At 71.9% G+C, this 17,564-nt stretch carries 14 protein-coding genes; 5 read left to right on the top strand and 9 right to left on the bottom strand.

Annotated features, from left to right (window positions below; all coding sequences use genetic code 11):
* Window positions 1-106 precede the first annotated feature (106 nt).
* The 4 genes from AB7V09_RS03685 to AB7V09_RS03670 all read left to right on the top strand — a co-directional run bounded on the left by AB7V09_RS03685 (window position 107) and on the right by AB7V09_RS03670 (window position 2,587).
* On the top strand, window positions 107-595 hold the full coding sequence (locus AB7V09_RS03685) for a phage holin family protein (protein ID WP_010613819.1): 489 nt from the start codon (window positions 107-109) through the stop codon (window positions 593-595).
* Entirely contained in the window at window positions 592-1,068 is a 477-nt protein-coding gene (locus AB7V09_RS03680) for a DUF3618 domain-containing protein (RefSeq protein ID WP_419142958.1), read from the top strand. Before AB7V09_RS03685 ends, AB7V09_RS03680 begins: the two co-directional genes overlap by 4 nt.
* Complete coding sequence (locus AB7V09_RS03675; RefSeq protein WP_419142957.1) at window positions 1,065-1,511, top strand: DUF3618 domain-containing protein; 447 nt, start codon at window positions 1,065-1,067, stop codon at window positions 1,509-1,511. Before AB7V09_RS03680 ends, AB7V09_RS03675 begins: the two co-directional genes overlap by 4 nt.
* Before the next feature lie 872 nt (window positions 1,512-2,383).
* On the top strand, window positions 2,384-2,587 hold the full coding sequence (locus AB7V09_RS03670) for a DUF3073 domain-containing protein (protein ID WP_003781441.1): 204 nt from the start codon (window positions 2,384-2,386) through the stop codon (window positions 2,585-2,587).
* A gap of 273 nt (window positions 2,588-2,860) precedes the next feature.
* On the opposite strand, the gene purM is transcribed toward AB7V09_RS03670, so the two are convergent.
* The 3 genes from purM to AB7V09_RS03655 all read right to left on the bottom strand — a co-directional run bounded on the left by purM (window position 2,861) and on the right by AB7V09_RS03655 (window position 6,948).
* Entirely contained in the window at window positions 2,861-4,012 is a 1,152-nt protein-coding gene (purM, locus tag AB7V09_RS03665) for a phosphoribosylformylglycinamidine cyclo-ligase (RefSeq protein WP_419142956.1), read from the bottom strand.
* A 154-nt stretch (window positions 4,013-4,166) separates the two neighbouring features.
* Window positions 4,167-6,023, bottom strand: a complete 1,857-nt coding sequence (purF, locus tag AB7V09_RS03660) for an amidophosphoribosyltransferase (RefSeq protein WP_419142955.1) — start codon at window positions 6,021-6,023, stop codon at window positions 4,167-4,169.
* 76 nt (window positions 6,024-6,099) lie between these two features.
* A complete protein-coding gene (locus AB7V09_RS03655; protein ID WP_419142954.1) occupies window positions 6,100-6,948 on the bottom strand; it encodes an EamA family transporter in 849 nt (282 codons plus the stop codon).
* Between the two features lie 54 nt (window positions 6,949-7,002).
* Between AB7V09_RS03655 and AB7V09_RS03650 the strand changes: the two genes are divergently transcribed.
* On the top strand, window positions 7,003-7,521 hold the full coding sequence (locus AB7V09_RS03650; RefSeq protein WP_419142953.1) for a TetR/AcrR family transcriptional regulator: 519 nt from the start codon (window positions 7,003-7,005) through the stop codon (window positions 7,519-7,521).
* Window positions 7,522-7,534: 13 nt separating this feature from the next.
* On the opposite strand, the gene AB7V09_RS03645 is transcribed toward AB7V09_RS03650, so the two are convergent.
* The 6 genes from AB7V09_RS03645 to AB7V09_RS03620 all read right to left on the bottom strand — a co-directional run bounded on the left by AB7V09_RS03645 (window position 7,535) and on the right by AB7V09_RS03620 (window position 17,546).
* A complete protein-coding gene (locus AB7V09_RS03645; RefSeq protein WP_419142952.1) occupies window positions 7,535-9,223 on the bottom strand; it encodes an RNB domain-containing ribonuclease in 1,689 nt (562 codons plus the stop codon).
* A 132-nt stretch (window positions 9,224-9,355) separates the two neighbouring features.
* A complete protein-coding gene (locus AB7V09_RS03640; protein WP_419142951.1) occupies window positions 9,356-9,799 on the bottom strand; it encodes a sterol carrier family protein in 444 nt (147 codons plus the stop codon).
* A gap of 616 nt (window positions 9,800-10,415) precedes the next feature.
* Entirely contained in the window at window positions 10,416-12,578 is a 2,163-nt protein-coding gene (locus AB7V09_RS03635; RefSeq protein ID WP_419142950.1) for a PTS fructose transporter subunit IIABC, read from the bottom strand.
* Window positions 12,579-12,830: 252 nt separating this feature from the next.
* Entirely contained in the window at window positions 12,831-13,841 is a 1,011-nt protein-coding gene (locus AB7V09_RS03630; protein WP_419142949.1) for a 1-phosphofructokinase family hexose kinase, read from the bottom strand.
* The gene (locus tag AB7V09_RS03625) at window positions 13,838-14,602 is read right to left on the bottom strand and encodes a DeoR/GlpR family DNA-binding transcription regulator (RefSeq protein WP_314919958.1); all 765 of its coding nucleotides are present in this window, start codon (window positions 14,600-14,602) and stop codon (window positions 13,838-13,840) included. Before AB7V09_RS03625 ends, AB7V09_RS03630 begins: the two co-directional genes overlap by 4 nt.
* A 514-nt stretch (window positions 14,603-15,116) precedes the next feature.
* Window positions 15,117-17,546: a 5'-nucleotidase C-terminal domain-containing protein gene (locus AB7V09_RS03620; protein WP_419142948.1), complete on the bottom strand. Its 2,430-nt coding sequence runs from the start codon at window positions 17,544-17,546 to the stop codon at window positions 15,117-15,119.
* Between the last annotated feature and the right edge of the window lie 18 nt (window positions 17,547-17,564).

Raw genomic sequence — 17,564 nt, 5'->3', positions numbered from 1 at the left:
GGCTGTGAGATTCTTAGGGCGGCGAGTCGTCCCACTGTCGCGATCCCGCCGCCTCGCAGTCAGCTGACTGCGTCCAACGCCGTGCCTCACACAAGAAGGTTCGTTCATGCCCAACAACCAGCCACCTCCCACGCCGTCGCAGGCGACGCCGTCGGCCTCCACCACGCCTCCTCGCAGGGCTGCCGGCAGCGCGCAGCCCACGCTCGGGGAGCTCATCGCCCGCATCTCGGAGAACATCTCCGCGCTGGTGCGCGGCGAGATCGACCTGGCCAAGGCCAAGGGCCAGCGCATGGCCAAGGAGATGGGGCTGGGGGCCGGGCTGCTCGCCGCCGCCGGGGTGCTGGCCCTGTTCATCTTCGGGCTGCTGCTGGGGGCCCTGACGACCGGGCTGTCCCACGTCATGCCGCTGTGGGCCGCCTTCCTCGTGGTCGCGCTGATCCTCACCCTCATCGCCGTGACGATGGCCCTCATCGGCATCAAGCGCCTCAAGGCCGCCAAGGCCGACACGCCGACGCCGCAGGAGGGGCTGAAGGAGTCCGTCAACGCCGTCAAGGGGGCCGTGACCTCCGGCCTGCAGAGGGGGAACGCCCAGTGAGCGCCAACACCGCACCCACGCCCGTCCCCACCGCGCCGGCGGCGCCGTCGGCTGACGACGTCCTGTCCGACCTGGCGGCCCGGCGCCTGACGCTGGCCGCCGACGTCGACGAGCTCGCCGCACGCCTGGCGCCGAACAACCTGGCCAAGGTCGCCAAGCTCAAGGCCCGTGAGAAGGTCCAGGAGCTGCGCAGCCAGGCCGTCAGCAAGGCCCAGGACACGGCCAGGCAGGTCAAGAACCGCCTGGTCTCCCTGGCCGGCGGCGGCACCGACCCCGAGGGTGGGGTCGATACCTACGATCCCAGCACGCGGACCCTCGGCCAGCGCGTCTCCCGCTTGTTCGACGACGCCCGCGACGGCGACCCCGCCTCCCTGGGGATCGTCACGGTTGCGGGTCTCGCCCTGGCGGGCCTGAGCGTGACGGCGACCGTCGCCGCGGTCAAGGCCTTCCGCGCCCGGGCGGGTCGAGCATGACCAGCGGACAGCAGGCCGGCACCTCCGGCACTGAGGGTGCCGGGGCCGCCGGGTCCGGGTCGCTGAGCCCCGAGCAGATCGAGGAGCGGTTGCGCGCCCAGCGCGAGGCCCTGGCGGCGAGCGTCGATGAGTTCGCCTCGCGGGTCGACCCGCGTACGCAGGCGAGGGAGGCCGGGGAGCATCTGCGTGAGCAGGCGAGCGCCAAGGCCGACCACCTGCGAGAGCAGGCCGCGGCCGGGGCCGGTCGTTTGCGTGAGCAGGCGGAGGCCGGCGCCGGCCGACTGCGCGAGGGGGCCCGACGCTGGGCCGAGCAGGCGGAGGAGACCTGGGAGCGCGCCAAGCAGGGCGACTCCGAGGCGTCCTCCAAACTCGCCAAGGCGGCCGCTGTCGCCGGGGGCGTGGTGACCGCCGGCATCGTCCTGACCCGCCTCGCCCGCCGCTGACACAGAACCACCCGTCGAGGACGCACCATCAGGCTCACGGGCTGCATCCCTAGGATCAGTCCTCAGTCCCTATGGTGCGTCCTCGTGTCACACCGGCGCTCCGCCGTACTCCAGCGCCAGGAGCCAGTCGGCCCGCATCGGGAACTGCGATGTCCGCCGGGGACGTACTTCTCCCCCAGATGACTGCGTTCAGACCCCAGTGACCTGGAGGAGAACGCAGTCCTCGACCACAAAGTACGTCCTCGACACCGAGCGCAGCCCCACCCCAGACACCTCCCCACCAGCCGAGGACGCACACCCCTCGAACGGGCCGAGCAACAGGCCCGACACACCGAGGACGCACCATCGGGCTCGTGGACTGCACCCCTAGGAGCAGTCCTCGGCCCCTAGGGTGCGTCCTCGTGGTTCAGTCGGTCAGGACCACCTCACGCGCACCCGTGCATCCGTCAAGGCTGCTACCCGCGCACCCACGCGTCCATCAGGGCTGCCACCCCCGCACATGTCAGGCCCTCCGCGTACGCCCCCGGCGAAGTACCGGCCCCAACTCACCAGGCAGCCTCCCTTCCCGTTCCCAGGGCTCTCCGAGCCAGCAGCCCCGTAACCTCGAGAATCCCCGCCTTTCTGAAGGAACGTCGGGCCGATATTGGGCAGCATCCGCAGGCCCACTGAGGGCCTACCGAAGACCCTCTGGGCAATCCCTATGGGACTCTTGGACCCCATGTCCAACATGTGGGGTGTGCGTCACCACGACTCTCCCCCGGTGTCCGAATGGTGTTCGCGACCATTGACGTTGTACGGTTGCCCCACGACATATTTGACCAGGAAGAGCGCGCCCACGTGCGCGCCGTGACACGTTGGAGGGGGTCGAGCCTATGGGGCGCGGCCGTCAGAAGGCCAAGGCAACCAAGGTTGCCCGTAAGCTCAAGTACTTCAGCCCGGAGACTGATTACAAGGCTCTGGAGCGGGAGCTCGTCTCAGCGTCCTCGGGATCCGAGCCTGACGACGAGATCGACTACGAGGAGCTGGCCGCCAAGTATGCCGTCGACGACGATGACTGGGACGAGGGCGGCAAGTAGCCCCACCCAGTGAGGGCCGGAGGAATGCATCTGCCGGCCCTTCCTCGCGCCTACGAACGCGCACGTCGAGGCCGTCGGGCGGCCATCCGTGTCACTCTCGGCGACTTTTCACTCCCGAACCGAAACACCTGTGTCGCATCGACCCAGGTCAGGGCGGTGCTGCCCTGATCCGTTTCTCCAGAACCGGCCCGGTGGGGTGTGAATAGTCGCCATCCGTGACACCTCGCGACGCGAACGCCCCGCGGACGTATCCACCGGGGCGTTCGCCGTGGCTCAGGCGGTGTAGGTGCCGTGGATGTCGACCGCTCCCCCGTCGACGCCCTTCGTGCCGGAGACGACCCGACCCTGGGCCTCATACTTCCCGGCGTCGTGCACCTCGCCCAGCACCCAGGCGGGGATCTCGGAGCCCTCGGCGACCCGCAGGACGGCGTCGACCACACCAGGCTCAACAACGGCGACCATGCCCACGCCCAGGTTGAGGGTGCCCTCGAGGTCCTCCCACGGCACCGAGCCGAGCTCGCGCACGGTGGAGAACACCGGCGGCACCGTCCAGGAGGAGCGGTCGACGTCGGCGATGAGCCCAGCCGGCAGGACCCGGGCAACGTTGGCGGCCAGCCCCCCACCGGTGATGTGGGACAGGGCGTGGATCGGCCCCGGGGCGGCCGGCGAGGAGAGGGTCTCCAGCATGGCCAGGCACACCCGGGTGTACAGGCGCGTGGGCTCGAGCAGCTCCTGGCCCAGGGTGCGGCCGAACTCGGGCACCTCGCGCTCCAGGCCCCAGCCGGCGTGCTCGATGACGCGGCGCACCAGGGAGTAGCCGTTGGAGTGCAGCCCGGAGGCACCCAAAGCGACCAGGACGTCGCCGGCGCGCACCTTCTCAGCCCCGAGCATCCGGTCGGCCTCGACGACGCCCGTGGCGGCCCCGGCGACGTCGTACTCGTCGGGGGCCATGAGGCCGGGGTGCTCGGCGGTCTCCCCGCCCAGCAGCGGGGTGCCGATAGCGGCGCAGGCCTGGGCGATGCCGCGCACGATGTCGGCGATCCGCTCGGGGACGACGTGCCCGCAGGCGATGTAGTCGGTCATGAGCAGGGGGCGGGCGCCGACCACGACGATGTCGTCGACGACCATGCCCACCAGGTCCTGGCCGATGGTGTCGTGGATGTCGAGGGCCTGGGCGATGGCGACCTTGGTGCCCACCCCGTCGGTGGAGGTGGCCAGCAGGGGGCGGCGGTAGTCGCGCAGGGTGGAGACGTCCACGAGCCCGGCGAAACCCCCGACGCCGCCGACGACGGCCGGGGTCATGGTGGAGGCCACGGCGTCCTTCATGAGCGCGACGGCCCGGTCCCCGGCGGCGGTGTCCACGCCGGCATCGGCGTAGGTGATGGCGAGGGCGGGCTGCTCAGACTGCTCGGGCTGCTGGGTCATGTGGGGGCTCCTTGTGGACTCGGGTCGAAGGTGCGGTGGCGGGCGGAAGGGGTGAAGGCGCAGCGGGTGGCCGGTACGCATCGCCGACGGCGGACTCGGGGACTCCGGCGGACCGGGCCAGCCGGCCGGGGCGCGGCGGGCACCGGGGCCCTGGTTAGGTCGTCGACCCCAGGGGACTGCCGGAGGCCAGGTCCGGGCGGGTGATGCTGCCCGGCGGCACGGTGCGGCCGGCGTCGTCGGCCTGATCGCGGCGCCGACCGCGGTAGGCGGTGGGGACACGGCGCACCGGGATGGCGGCGCCCGTCAGGCTGCGCACGGGCGGCGGGATCGGGTAGTCGCCGGTGAAGCAGGCCAGGCACAGGTCGTCGGCCTTCTGGCCGCTGGCGGCCACCATGCCCTCGACGGACAGGAAGCCCAGGGAGTCGGCGCCGATGGATTGACCGATCTCCTCCACGCTCATGCCGGTGGCGATGAGCTCGGCGCGGGTGGCGAAGTCGATGCCGTAGAAGCAGGGCCACATGACCGGCGGGGAGGAGATGCGCACGTGGACCTCGGCGGCGCCGGCCTCGCGCAGCATCCGCACCAGGGCCCGCTGGGTGTTGCCGCGCACGATGGAGTCGTCGACGACGACGAGTCGCTTGCCTTCGATGACCTCGCGCAGGGGGTTGAGCTTGAGGCGGATGCCGAGCTGGCGCAGGGTCTGGGTGGGCTGGATGAAGGTGCGCCCCACGTAGGCGTTCTTCACCAGGCCCTGCCCGTAGGGGATGCCGGAGGCCTGGGCGTAGCCGATGGCGGCCGGGGTGCCGGACTCGGGGGTGGCGATGACGAGGTCGGCCTCCACCGGGTGCTCGCGGGCCAGAGCCGCTCCCATCTCGTTGCGTGAGGTGATGACGCTGCGCCCGGCGATGCGGGTGTCGGGGCGGGCCAGGTAGACGTACTCGAAGACGCAGCCGGCCCGGCGGGCGGTGGCGAAGCGCGAGGAGCGCACGCCGTCCTCGTCGATCTCGATGAGCTCGCCGGGCTCGATCTCGCGCACGAAGGTGGCGCCGACGATGTCCAGGGCGGCGGTCTCGGAGGCCACGGCCCACCCGTTGCCCAGGCGCCCGAGCACCAGGGGGCGCACCCCGTGGGGGTCGCGGGCGGCGTAGAGGGTGCGCTCGTCCATGAAGACCAGGGAGAAGGCGCCGCGCAGCATGGGCAGGACCCGGCGGGCGGCCTGGTGGACGCTCAGGGGGGCCGGTGCGCTGTAGGCGGCCTCGAGCTCGGCGTCGTCGGTGATGCCGGAGGTGAGGATGTCGGCGGCCGAGTCCCAGCCCTCCAGGGCGCCGCGCTCGGAGACGAGGTTGAGCAGGGCGGCCAGGACGGCGGTGTCGGTGGAGGAGCCGCGGCCGAGCTCGCCGCTGAGGTCCTCCCCGGAGGTGGCGCGTACGGCGTCCATGAGCTCGCGGGTGTTGGTGAGGTTGCCGTTGTGGGTCAGGGCGAGGGTGGAGCCGGCCGCCGGGCCGAGCATCGGCTGGGCGTTCTCCCAGGTGGTGGCGCCCTGGGTGGCGTAGCGGACGTGGCCGACGGCGATGTGGCCGGTGAGGTTGGACAGGGCCTGGTCGTCGAAGACCTGGGAGACCAGGCCGAGGTCCTTGTAGACGAGGATCTGGGAGCCGTTGGAGGTGGCGATGCCGGCCGACTCCTGGCCGCGGTGCTGGAGGGCGTACAGGCCGAAGTAGGTCAGGCGGGAGACCTCCTCGCCAGGGGCCCAGACGCCGAAGACACCGCACTCCTCGCGCGGCGAGGGCTCGAGCTCGTCGGAGTGGTCGTCGGGCAGGACGGTCAGGCCGGGGACGCCGGCGGGCGCTGCGGGAGCCGCAGGAGCCCCGGGGGCCTCAGGGGCCGCCGGGTCGGGCGGGCTCGGACGGCTGGTCCGCCCCAGGGGCTCGGAGGAGTCGGCCCGCGGTGTGGGGCGGGCGCCGTCGGGATGGTCGAAGGTGATCTGCGAGGGGTTCTCACCGGTGCGCACACGCACAGTCTGTCACGCCCGGGCGCCGTCTGACCATTGCGTCCGCCGGAGCCGGTCAGCGCGGGCGGCTTCGGAATCAGCTGGCGCCCATCAGGACTCCGACGACGATCATCGAGACGCCCAGTATGGATCGCCTGGTGAAGGGCTCACGTAGGAGCCACACGCCGGCGATGACACCGAAGACGACGTTGAGGCTCCGGGAGGTGGCGACGACGGACGGAGGCCCGAAGCGCATGGCGACAAGCACCAGCGCGTAGCTCGCCGGCACCAGCACCGCGATCGGGAGGGCTCGGGTCCAGCCTGCAGCCAAAGCAGCGGGCAGCTCGCGACGACGCCGGCCCAGCACGATGGTGAGCAGCACGAACTGAGCCAGACTGGACAGCGCCATGTAGGGCACGACCGCGACGTGCAGCTCCGCGACGGCAAAAGCGTCCCACAGGGTGTAGGCGGCGGTGCAGGACGCGACGGCGCCGCCCGCCCAGAGGCCTCGGGCCCGGGTCAGATTCCGCCAGGTGACCCTCGAGGCGAGGACGACGCCGACGAGGACCGCCATCAGCGCGAGCGTCTGGATGGCACTCGGGCCCCCTGTCCACGGCGCCACCACCGCCGTCACCAGAACCGGCGCCAGTCCGCGTGAGACCGGGTAGACCACTGACAGGTCCGCCGCCGAGTAGGCGCGTTGGAGAACCGCCGCGTAGGCCGTGTGCAGCGCCGTGCTGACGAGGGCCGCCCACCAGGCCGGCCCCAGACCTCCCCATATCGCCCCCACTGTCAGTACCACGAGCCACAGCGGTGCAGTGATGGCGCTGTAGACCCACACGAAGGCGACATCCGAGGTACCGGACCTCTTCACCAGCACGTTCCACAGGGCGTGCAGGGCGGACCCGGCCGAGACCAGGGCGAGAGAGTATCCGAAAGCCATCATGTAGAAATTGTCTACCAGGTTGTAGACACCGTCTACAAGAGGCAGGCTAGGGCCATGAGCCCGACAACGGAGGACCGTCTGATCCAGGCGGGGCGGCAGCTGCTCGAAGACGACGGCATCAGCGCGGTGACGGTGCGGGAGGTGGCTCGGCGCTGCGGCGTCTCCCACGGAGCACCGAGGCGCCACTTCCCCACCCTCGCGCTGCTACTGGCCGCGATCGCCGAGGCGTGCCTCGGAGAGCTCCGCGAGCGCATCGCCGACGCCGGAGGAAGCCTCAAGGAGACCGCGAGGGCCTACGTCGCCTACGCCGTCGAGCACCCCCACGCCTTCGACCTCATCACCCGTCACGACGTGCTGGCCGGCAGCGGACGGGAGCTTCGGGCCACGTCCCTGCCGCTCCTTCAGCAGTGGCAGACCCGCTTCGCGGAGCAGCACCCGGACGCTCCCAACGCCGCCGCGACCGCCGCCTGGGCGGCCATCCACGGCGTTGCCTCGCTCGCCTCACGGGGCGTGCTGGACCTGGTCGGAACCGATGCCCAGGAGCTGCTGGATCAGATTCTCCCGCAGGACTGACGCATCGGGCGCCTCAGGGCTGGTGCGTCAGGAGCTGGAAGCGGATGCCGGAGGCGGGGTCGGCGGACAGGAGGCGGACCCGCACGCGCTCACCCACCGGGAGGCCGCCGTCGGAGGCCTTCTTGCCGGCGCGGATCTCGGTGACGACGGCGGGCTCGGTCAGGACGAGCTCGCCGCGGCCGTCGCGCTCGGAGGTGATGACGCCGTCGAAGACCTCGCCCTCGTGTCCGCGCAGGACCAGGGCCTCCAGGGCGGTCAGGGCTCCGCGGCCGATGGCGCGGGCGCGCTTGCCGGTCTGCTCCATGACGGCCGGTAGGTCGGGCAGTGCCTGGAGGACCCACTCGGGCACAGGCGCCTGGGCGCAGGCGGCGATGCAGACCTCCTCGCCGTAGCGGTCGACGAGTCGGCGCAGCGGCGCGGTGACGTGGGCGTAGCGGGCGGCGATCGCGGAGTGGACGGCCTCCTCGGAGTCGGCGGCCTCGTCGTCGGCGGGGACACCGACGCCGCCCACCCCGAAGGCGAGGTAGCCCGATCCACGGAAGAGGGACATGGCCTGCTCCAGGAATGCGGCGTGGGCGGGGATGGCGTGGTCCAGGCCGCACACGAGCTCGGGGTAGGGCTGGGCGGCCGGCCAGTCGATGCCCAGGGCCGCGGCGACGCGCCGCAGGCGGGCGTAGTCCTCGGGGCGCGCCGGCGGCAAGGTCCGCAGGATGCCGACGCCGCACTCGACCATGATCCGGGCGGCGCACATGCCGGTGAGCAGGGAGATCTGGGCGTTGTACTGCTCGGCGGGCACGGGCACGCGGTAGGCGAGCCGGTAGCCGGCCGGGCCTGCGCTCTCGGTGGGGTCCGCGTCCCCCGCATCCTCGGTCGGTGACGCCGGCTCCGTTGCCTGTGCTGCCTCTGTTGCTTCTGCTGCCTCGGTCACCTCGACGACTTGCTCGGGCGTGGTCATGCTGATGCCGCCGCGGGCGGCCTCGCGTTCCAGGCGCAGGCGGCCGATCTCGGCCAGGAGCTCGGGCAGGTCGGCCGGCGCCTCCTGGGGCAGCGCGCCCTGCCCGTCGATGGCGGCCTGGACCTGGGCGTAGGTGAGGCGTGCCCGCGAGCGCACGAGGGCCCGCTCGACGCGGGCGGAGACGACCTCGCCGCGCTCGTCGAGGTCGATGGTCCACAGGCAGGCCGGGCGCTCGGCGTCCTGAAGCAGGGAGGCGGCGCCGTGGGAGAGGACCTCCGGGTGCAGGGGCGTGGCGGCGTCGGGGGCGTAGATGGTCTCGCCGCGGCGGCGCAGCTCGGTGTCCAGGGCGCCGCCGGGGGTGACGAAGGTGGCCAGGGAGGCAATGGCGTAGTGGACGCGGTAAGCGGCCGACGGCTCGGGGGCGTCCCCAACCTCCCCAGCAGCCGTGCCGGTCTGGTCAGCATGGTCCGCCTGTGCGGGCAGGCGCTCCAGGAGCACCGCCTGATCGAGGTCCATGGAGCCGGGCGGGTCGATGGTGACCAGCTCCAGGTCGCGGGCGTCGCGCGCGCCGTCGGCCAGGAGACGGGCGGGACCATCCTGGGCCCAGGCGCCGGCGGCGGCCTCCGCCTCGGCGAGGGCCTCGGGCGGGAAGGCGGTAGGGACCTCGTAGTGCGCGCGCAACGCGTCCAAGGTCCGGGCGACCTCGGCGGGAGGGGCGGTGTAGGTACTCAGGCGCGTGCGACTCATGGGATGAACCTACCGGCGCAGGCCCTCGGGGCAGCGACCGACGGGCGCGCACAGCCCCAGCGCGCCCCACACATCGACCAAAACTTCAGAATCGACGCGGCTCCGGGTCGATTTTGAAGAAAATGTTGATGTTTACCCGGGGAGCCGGACCAGGGGCAGGTAGGCGGACAGGTCGCAGCGCTCGCCGGAGGCGTGCAGGGCGCCGTCGGCCAGGGCGTCCTGCCAGGTGAGTCGGCCGGTGGCCAGGGCCAACCAGGTAGCGGCGTCGGTCTCGACGACGCTGGGCGGGGTGCCCCGGCGGTGGACGGTGCCGGCGACGGCCTGGGTGACACCGAAGGGCGGGACCCGCACCTCGACCGAGCGCCCGGGCGCGCAGGCGGCGAGCTCCTCGAGGGTGTAGCGCACGGCGGTGGCGGTCATCCGACGTCGGGCGGCCCGGTCAGCGGGGCTGGTGGAGCCGGGACTGGCACCGCTCCCAGCTCCGGCCGGTTCGTCGTCGGACGTGCCCTGCTCCTGGGCCCACTGGCGCAGGGCCTGGGCGCCGGCGTCGGGGTCGATGCGTCGTCTTGCAGCCATGGCGCGAAGCCTATGCCGGAGCAGCCCGGAACTGGCAGGCAAGCCCCGCCCGACGACGCCTCGCGCCAGGCCCGGCCCGTCGGTAAGCGCACCCCCACATCGGCAAGGCGGACCGCCGCAGTCGTGGCCGGCTCTGACCAGTCTCGACAACGGCACCGCACGGCCGTACTGGAACATCGAGGACTGCGTTCTGCGCCCAGGACGTACTTCTCCCCCAAACGACTGCGCCCGGGCCGTCACCTTCTGTAGGAGAACGCAGTCCTCGACCGAAAAGTACGTCCTCGATCCGGGGCGACACAGTCCACAGGAACGTTCCGCGCAGACGGGGGCATCCTGCGCGGCGGGATGCGTGCCGTCCCGGCCGGGGGCATTCGACGCCGTCGGGGACGGTTCCGTACGGCCGGGGGCATTCGACGCCGTCGGGGACAGGAATCCTGTCCCCGCACGCGCGGGATGCCCCCGGTGGGAGGGAAGTGTCCCCGGCCGCGTGAAGTGTCCCCGCCGAAGGACAAGGACACTGAGCCCCACGACCCCGGCCCCTGAGGTCCCCACACACATCGTGCGGGGCCCCACACCTGGCGGGACCCCGCACGACGCGGTGATGAGGCTTGCCGGATCAGGCGGCAGCCGCGGCCTGCGCCTCAACGCCCTTCTTGCCGTCGGCGTTGCGCCCCAGTCCCTTGAGGACGATGACCAGCGCGGTGCTCACCACCGTCCCGGCCAGGATCGCCAGGAGGAAGCCACCGAAGTGGGTGATGGCGAAGGCGACGAACACGCCACCGTGGGGTGCGCGCGAGCCGACGTGCATCGCCATGGTCATCGCGCCGGTGACCGCGCCGCCGGCCATGGTGGCCGGGATGACGCGCAGCGGGTCGGCGGCGGCGAAGGGGATGGCGCCCTCGGAGATGAAGGACAGTCCCAGCAGCCAGGCGCTGCGCCCGTTCTCGACCTCGGCCTTGGTGAACAGCCGCGAGCGCAGGAAGGTCGCGGCGGACATCGCCAGCGGCGGCACCATGCCGGCGGCCATGACGGTGGCCATGATCTCGTAGGGAGCAGTGTTGCTGGCGCTGGCCGCGGACAGTCCCGCGGTGCCGAACAGGTAGGCGGCCTTGTTGACCGGCCCGCCCAGGTCGAAGCACATCATGAGCCCGAGGATGACGCCGAGCAGCACGGCCGACCCGCCCCCGGACATGGAGGTCAGCCCGTCCTGCAGCGCGGTCATGAGGGCGGCCAGCGGCAGCCCGAGGACCAGGTACATGACAGCGCCGACCACCAGCGTCGTGCCCAGCGGGATGATGACCACGGGCATGAGTCCTCGCAGCCAGGCCGGAACGCTGAGCCCGGCGAGCCAGGCCGCGAAGTAGCCCGCGAGAATGCCGCCGACCAGGCCGCCGATGAACCCGGCACCGACCTCGACCGCGACGACCCCCATGACGAACCCGGGCGCGATCCCGGGCCTGCCGGCCAGCCCGAAGGAGATGTAGCCGGCCAGCGCCGGGACGAGGAAGCTCATGGCCGCCTGCCCCAGCAGGAACAGCGTCCACCCGATGTACAGCAGCAGCCCGGACTGGGAGACGGTGATCGTCTCGGTGCCGACGACGTCGCCGGCCGAGTTCTTGATCTCGTGAACGAACTCGTTGCCGGGCAGGTTCCACAGGGAGTAGTCGCTGATGGAGATCTTCTCGTAGAGGTTGGCCACGTCGTACCCGGCCAGGAGGAAGCCCAGCGCAATGAGCAGACCGCCGGCGGCCACGAAGGGGATCATGTAGGACACCCCGGTCATGACGGACCTCTGCAGGCGCCGGGCCCAGTGCTCGGAGCCCTCCTCGCTCTCCTCGGCGGACTCGCCGCCGGCCGGCACGCGGGCGGCGCTCGGGTCGTCGACGGCGGCCAGGGCCTTGTCCACCAGGGAGCCGGCGTCGTTGACGGCGGCCTTGACGCCGACGTCGATGACGGGCTTGCCGGCGAAGCGCTCGCGGCCCTTGACGGGCAGGTCGTGGGCGAAGATGACGGCGCTGGCCCGCTTGATGAGCTCGGGGTCGAGGGCGTCGATCTTGCCCGAGCCCTGGCCCTCAATGGCCACGGTGATGCCGCGGTCCTTGCCGGCCTGCTCCAGGGCCTCGGCGGCCATGAAGGTGTGGGCGATGCCGGTGGGGCACGAGGAGACCCCTACGATGACGGTCTCACCCTCCGCCGGGGCCGCCGACGCCGCAGCGGCCTTGGTCTGCGCGGCACCAACCCCTGCGGCTGAGTCCGCGGCGCTTCCAGCCTTGCCGGCCTCGCTGTCCTCGGCGCCCTCCCCGCCGTCGAGAAGCTCGGGCTGGACCTGCCCGGTGACGATTCGGGTGATCTCCTCGGCGTCGGCGGCCTGGCGCAGGGCGTCGGTGAACTCGGTCTGCATGAGTCCGCGGGCGAGCTTGGCCAGGAGCTGGAGGTGGAAGTCGTCGGCACCGTCGGGGGCGGCGATCATGAAGATGAGGTCGGCGGCCTGTCCGTCGGCGGCCCCGAAGTCGACCGGCTCGGCCAGGCGGGCGAAGCCGAGGCTGGGGGCCAGGACGTGGGGGCTGCGGCAGTGCGGGATGGCGATGCCGCCGGGGATCCCGGTGGGAGCGGTGGACTCGCGCTTCTTGGCGTCGGCGGCCAGGCCGTCGGGGCTGGAGGCCCGGCCGGCGCCGGCCACGGTGGCGGCCAGGAACTCGATGACGTCTTCCTTGCCCGGGCCGGCGTCGGCGTCGAGCGCGACCAGCTCGGGGATGATGAGGGGCTTGTTCTCGGTCATGGTCTTCCTTGGTGTCCGAGGTGCCGTCGCCCGGTGGGCTGCGGCGGGTCACAGGTGGTCAAGGGTGGTGGGCGGCGGTCATGCGGTCGGTGATGGTGATGCGGAGGATCGGCGGGCGGGTGGTGAACAGGTCAGTGGACGGTCAGTGGCGGAGCCGGTTCGGCGGCCGGTAGCCGCAGCCTGCAGCCGCCGGCGCATGCGGGGGCCGCGGGCTCGCGGGTCCGCGGCCCCGGCGCCTGCGGGTGCCCCAACTCAGGAGAGCCGGGTGACGACGGCCGCCTGCTCGGGCAGGTCAGCGGGCGTGGGCAGGGTGGTTCCGGGCAGGGAGGCGGCGGCCGAGCCGTAGGCCATGGCGGTGCGCAGGCGCTCGGCCTCGTCGCCGCCGTTGACGTCGGCCAGGATGTAGCCGGCCACTGAGGAGTCCCCGGCGCCGACGGTGGAGACCACCGGGACCTCGGGGGCGGTGGCGTGCCAGGCGCCGTCGGCGGTCACCAGGACGGCGCCGGCGGGGCCGAGGGTCACCATGACGGCGCCGAGCCCCAGGCCCACCAGGAGGCGGGCGGCGTCGACGACGGGACCGTAGTTCCCCTGGACGGCACCCTCCTCGAGGGCCATGGCGCGCTCGGCGGGCAGGCCGGCGAGCTGACCGAGCTCCTCACCGTTGGGCTTGATGAGGTCGGGGGCCGATGCGGGCAGCTCGGCGGCCAGGGCCGCCAGGGGCTCGTCGGAGGTGTCGACGGCGATGCGCAGCCCCGGAGCGGCCTCCCGCAGGAGCCCCACGAGGCGGGCGTACCACCTGGCCGGCGCACCCGGCGGCAGGGAGCCGGACAGGACCGCCCAGTGGTGGGTGTCGGCTTCGGCCGACACCCCCGTGAGGGTGAGGGTCTCCAGGAGGGCCTGTTCGACGGCGTCGATCTCCTCCTCGCTCAGGCCCGCCCCCAGCTCGTTGAGCTTGGTGGTGGTGCCGTCGGGCTCGGTGACGGCGGTGTTGATGCGGGCGGGTCCGGCCACGGGCACGGATCGCACGGTGAGGCCGGGCAGCTCGAGGGCGCCCAGGGCGGTGAGGATGGGGTCGTTCTCGGCGGCGGGCAGGACGGCGGTGGCGGCGCGCCCGGCGTTGGACAGGACGCGGGCGACGTTGACGCCCTTGCCTCCCGGTTCCATGACGACGCCGGTCAGGCGCTGGACGGCGCCGCGCTGGAGGGGTCCGGGCAGGGAGACGGTGCGGTCGAGGGACGGGTTGGGTGTGAGGGTCAGGATCATGCGACAAGTACCTCGGTTTCGGTGGCGGTGAGCTGGTCGATGAGTGCGGACGGGAGCTCGACGTCGGTGACCAGGAGGTCGACGTCGTCGAGGGAGGCGAAGGAGACCAGGTGCTCCTGGCCGATCTTGGTGGAGTCGACCAGGGCCACCACCTGGCGGGCGCTGCGCACCATGGCGCGTTTGACGGTGGCTTCGTCGGGGTCGGGCGTGGACAGTCCGTGGGCTGCGCTCAGGCCGTTGGCTCCCAGGACGGCGACATCGACCCTCAGGGTGGACAGGGCCTCGACGGCTTCGGGGCCGACGGCGGCCTGGGTCAGTCCGCGTAGCTGGCCGCCGAGGATCCGCACCCGGGTGCGTCCGGCGGCGGCCAGGCAGGCGGCGGTCAGGACGGAGTTGGTGATGACGGTCAGGTCGGTGTCGCCCGGCAGGAGGCGGGCGAGCGATCCGGTGGTGGTTCCGGCGTCGATGAGGAGGGTGGTGCCGGGCTTCGGTGCGAGCCGCGCCAGGGCGGCTCGGGCGATGGCCTGCTTGGCGGTGGGGTTGACCTGCTCGCGCTGGGTCACGCCGGTCTCCGGCAGGGCGGGGGCGGGGATGGCACCGCCGTGGACCTTGCGCAAGACGCCGCTGCGGTCCAGGGCGGTCAGGTCGCGGCGGATCGTCTCAGGGGTGACGTCGAAGTGCTCGGCGAGCTCGGTGACGAGAACCCGCCCCGCACCGCGCACCTGCTCCACGATCTGGCGGTGCCTGTCCTCAATGCGCATGTTCACCTCCTGGAAGGTCCGTGCCGTCAACCAGTACGCCCGTTCGGGCATCCACTCGACCCTGAATGTCTGAACAGACGTAAGAGTATGCCCGTTCAAACATTCACGTCTACCCCTTTGTGATCCACAATACAATCTATAGGTTGTTTTGAGAACAGGGTCCGCCCGACGGGCACCACCGCCCTATCGAGGACGTCCTTCTGCGCCCAGGACTGCGTTCTCCCCCAAAAGACGACGGTGAGATCCCAGTAGCCTGGAGGAGAACGCAGTCCCCGACCGGAAAGTACGTCCTCGGCGCGAACCGCAGTCCCCACAACCCCGGCCGCCCGGGCCGCCCGAACCATCCCCGGTGACGCCCCGTCGTCGACGCCCCGCAGACAGCACTCGTGCCCGCCCCCCCGAGTGGGGAGGCGGGCACGAGTCTCGATCCGCGTGTCGCTGCGGGTCAGCCTGGAGCGGTCTGCGTCAGCCTGACCCAGCCGGCATCAGCCGAGTCAGCCGGCGTCAGGCAGCGTCAGGCGACCTGCCGTCTGCGGCGCAGGATGAGGTAGCCGCCGACGACGAGCAGGGCGAGGGCGAGTACCCCCGCACCGAGTGAGGCGCCGGTGCGGGCCAGAGGACTATCGCCGGCCGCCTGGTTCGGACGCTCGGCTCCGGCCGCCTGGGCGGGCGCTCCGGACGCGGTCGGAGTGGCGGTGGCTGCGGGCTGCGCGCCGCTCCCCGCAGACGGCTCGGTGCCGCCGCCCACAGAGGTCTCACCAGCACCAGGGCCGCCCTGTGGGGTGGATGCCGCCTTGCCGCCGGCCCCGTCCGCCGCAGCGTCAGCGCCCGTCGCCGTGCTGTCTCCCGAGTCCGCTCCAGGGTCAGCCGCATCCTCATCCTCGATCTCGACCGAGAAGCGATTGAGAACCGTGCCTGCGGCGTCGAGGGTCTCGACTGAGGCCCAGCGGCAGGTGGTGGCCTGGACCGTGCGGCAGGCGCGCGTGGGGGCGTCGGCCGGGAAGGTGAGGTTGAAGTCGACCCGCCCGGTGGTCGGGCCGGTGGGGTTGACGGTGAGGTCGAGGTCCTTGGTCAGGATCTCCTGATCCCCCGCGCTGACGCGCACGCGCCGGGCGCCGGCGGCCTGCTCGGTGGGGTTGGTGTAGGCCAGGGAGTCCAGGGTCACGGAGACCGTGTCGGTGCTGCGCGCGCCACCTGAGCTGATGTACACGGGCCCCACAGTCATCGCGGTCTGCCGCTTGGAGTAGTCGGCTGTGACGGGCTTGTCGCCGAAGGAGGCCAGGTAGGCGGAGGTGACGTCGCGGTCGAGGACGCCGGTGTTGGTCGCGGGCTTGTCCTTCAGGACGGTGTAGCCGTCGCCTCCTGCCAGCAGGAAGGAGTTGGAGGCGACGACGACGCTGTCGCCGTCGGCCAGCGGCTTGCCGTCGACGAGGATCTCGCGGATCGCGGGGGCAGCTCCGGGCTCGCCCCCGTATGCGGGATCGGTGGTGGCCTCGGTGAGGACGTCGACGTTCCTGGACAGCCCCAGGGTGAGCACGGGGCGGCTGGAGCCGGGCTGCCATTGCTGGGACAGCAGAGCCTTGAGCTCGGCGCCGGTGAGGGTCGTGTAGGCCATCTCGTTGCCGAAGGGCTGGACGGTGTAGGCCTCCCCCGAGGTCAGGACCCCATCGCCCTCCGAGCCGGAGGCGGCGTAGAGCAGGTCGGCGCGCACGCCACCGGGGTTCATGATGCCCACATAGCGGGTGGAGCCGGTCGGCTGGATGTCGGAGGCGACCCAGCTGCGGAAGGACTCAGCGATGAGGTTGGAGGCAGTGGATTCAGTGCCGCGGTTGGCGCCGGGGCCGGAGCCGTCCGAGCCGCGCAGGAAGTCCGAGCCGATCTTGGCCAGCGGCTTGCCGCCCTCGGCGGCGGAGTCCTTCTCCGCCTGGGACACGATTCCGGCGACGCCGTAGGCATCGGTGGTGCAGCTCGAGCTGCGCAGGTCCTCGTTGTCAGCACTGACCACTGAGGTCTTCCGGCTGGCGGGGTCATAGCTCAGGCGGATGCGTCCCAGCGCCCAGCCGTAGTGGTCGGCCTGGACGACGGCGATCTGGTTGCCCTCGGCGCCGGTGACGGTCTTGGCGAAGGGCACGTGGGTGTGCCCGGAGAAGACGGCGTCGACGTTCTTGGAGAAGCTCGTGGCCGTGGAGGCCGCGTCCTCATGGCTGAGCACGACGACGACGTCGGCCTCACCGTTGGCCGGGTCGCCGTCCTTGAGGTCGGCGGCACGGGCGTTGGCGGCGGCGACCGCTGGGCTCAGAGTGAGGGTGGACAGGGCAGAGGGTGACACGAGGGTGGGAAGCTCATCGGTGACGACGCCGACGAAGCCGACGCGCACACCGCCGACCTCCTTGATGAAGGTCCCCTTGCCGCCGCCCTCGGCGCTCAAGGGAGTCGAGCCGGAGACGTTGGCGGCCAGGATCGGGAAGTTCGACGCGGGCAGGATGCGGGTCTCCAGGTCGGTCAGGCCCTGGTCGAGCTCGTGGTTGCCCAGGGCGGAGACATCCAGGGACATCGCGTTGAGCGCCTCCATGGTGGGGCGGTCCTGGAGGATGGAGGAGACGTAGGCCGATCCGCCCACGGAGTCTCCGGCGGAGACGAACAGCGTGTTGGGGTTGGCGGCGCGGGCGGCGGAGACCTCGCAGGCCAGCGTGACAGCACCGGGGTCCTCAACGGATGTCTGTCCGGTGGTGCTGTCCGTCTGAGTGGTTCGGGAGATGTGGCCGTGCAGGTCGGTGATGCCCAGCAGGTCGATGGTGGTGGCGCCGGCGGCCGGAGAGTCGGCCGGGGCGGCCGCCTCGTCAGCACCGGCAGGAGGGTTGAGCGGGAAGGGACTGAGGGCTGTCAGAGTCAGCGCACACAGGACGGCGCTGACCCTGACGGCCCGCGTGGGGCGCAGTCGCATGTCGTTCCTTGTCAGGCG

It is taken from the genome of Actinomyces sp. SKVG-SVH-4(1) (genome assembly GCF_048514265.1).
In the GTDB taxonomy this organism is placed as follows: domain Bacteria; phylum Actinomycetota; class Actinomycetes; order Actinomycetales; family Actinomycetaceae; genus Actinomyces; species Actinomyces oris.
This window is presented reverse-complemented; position numbering and strand designations above follow the sequence as displayed.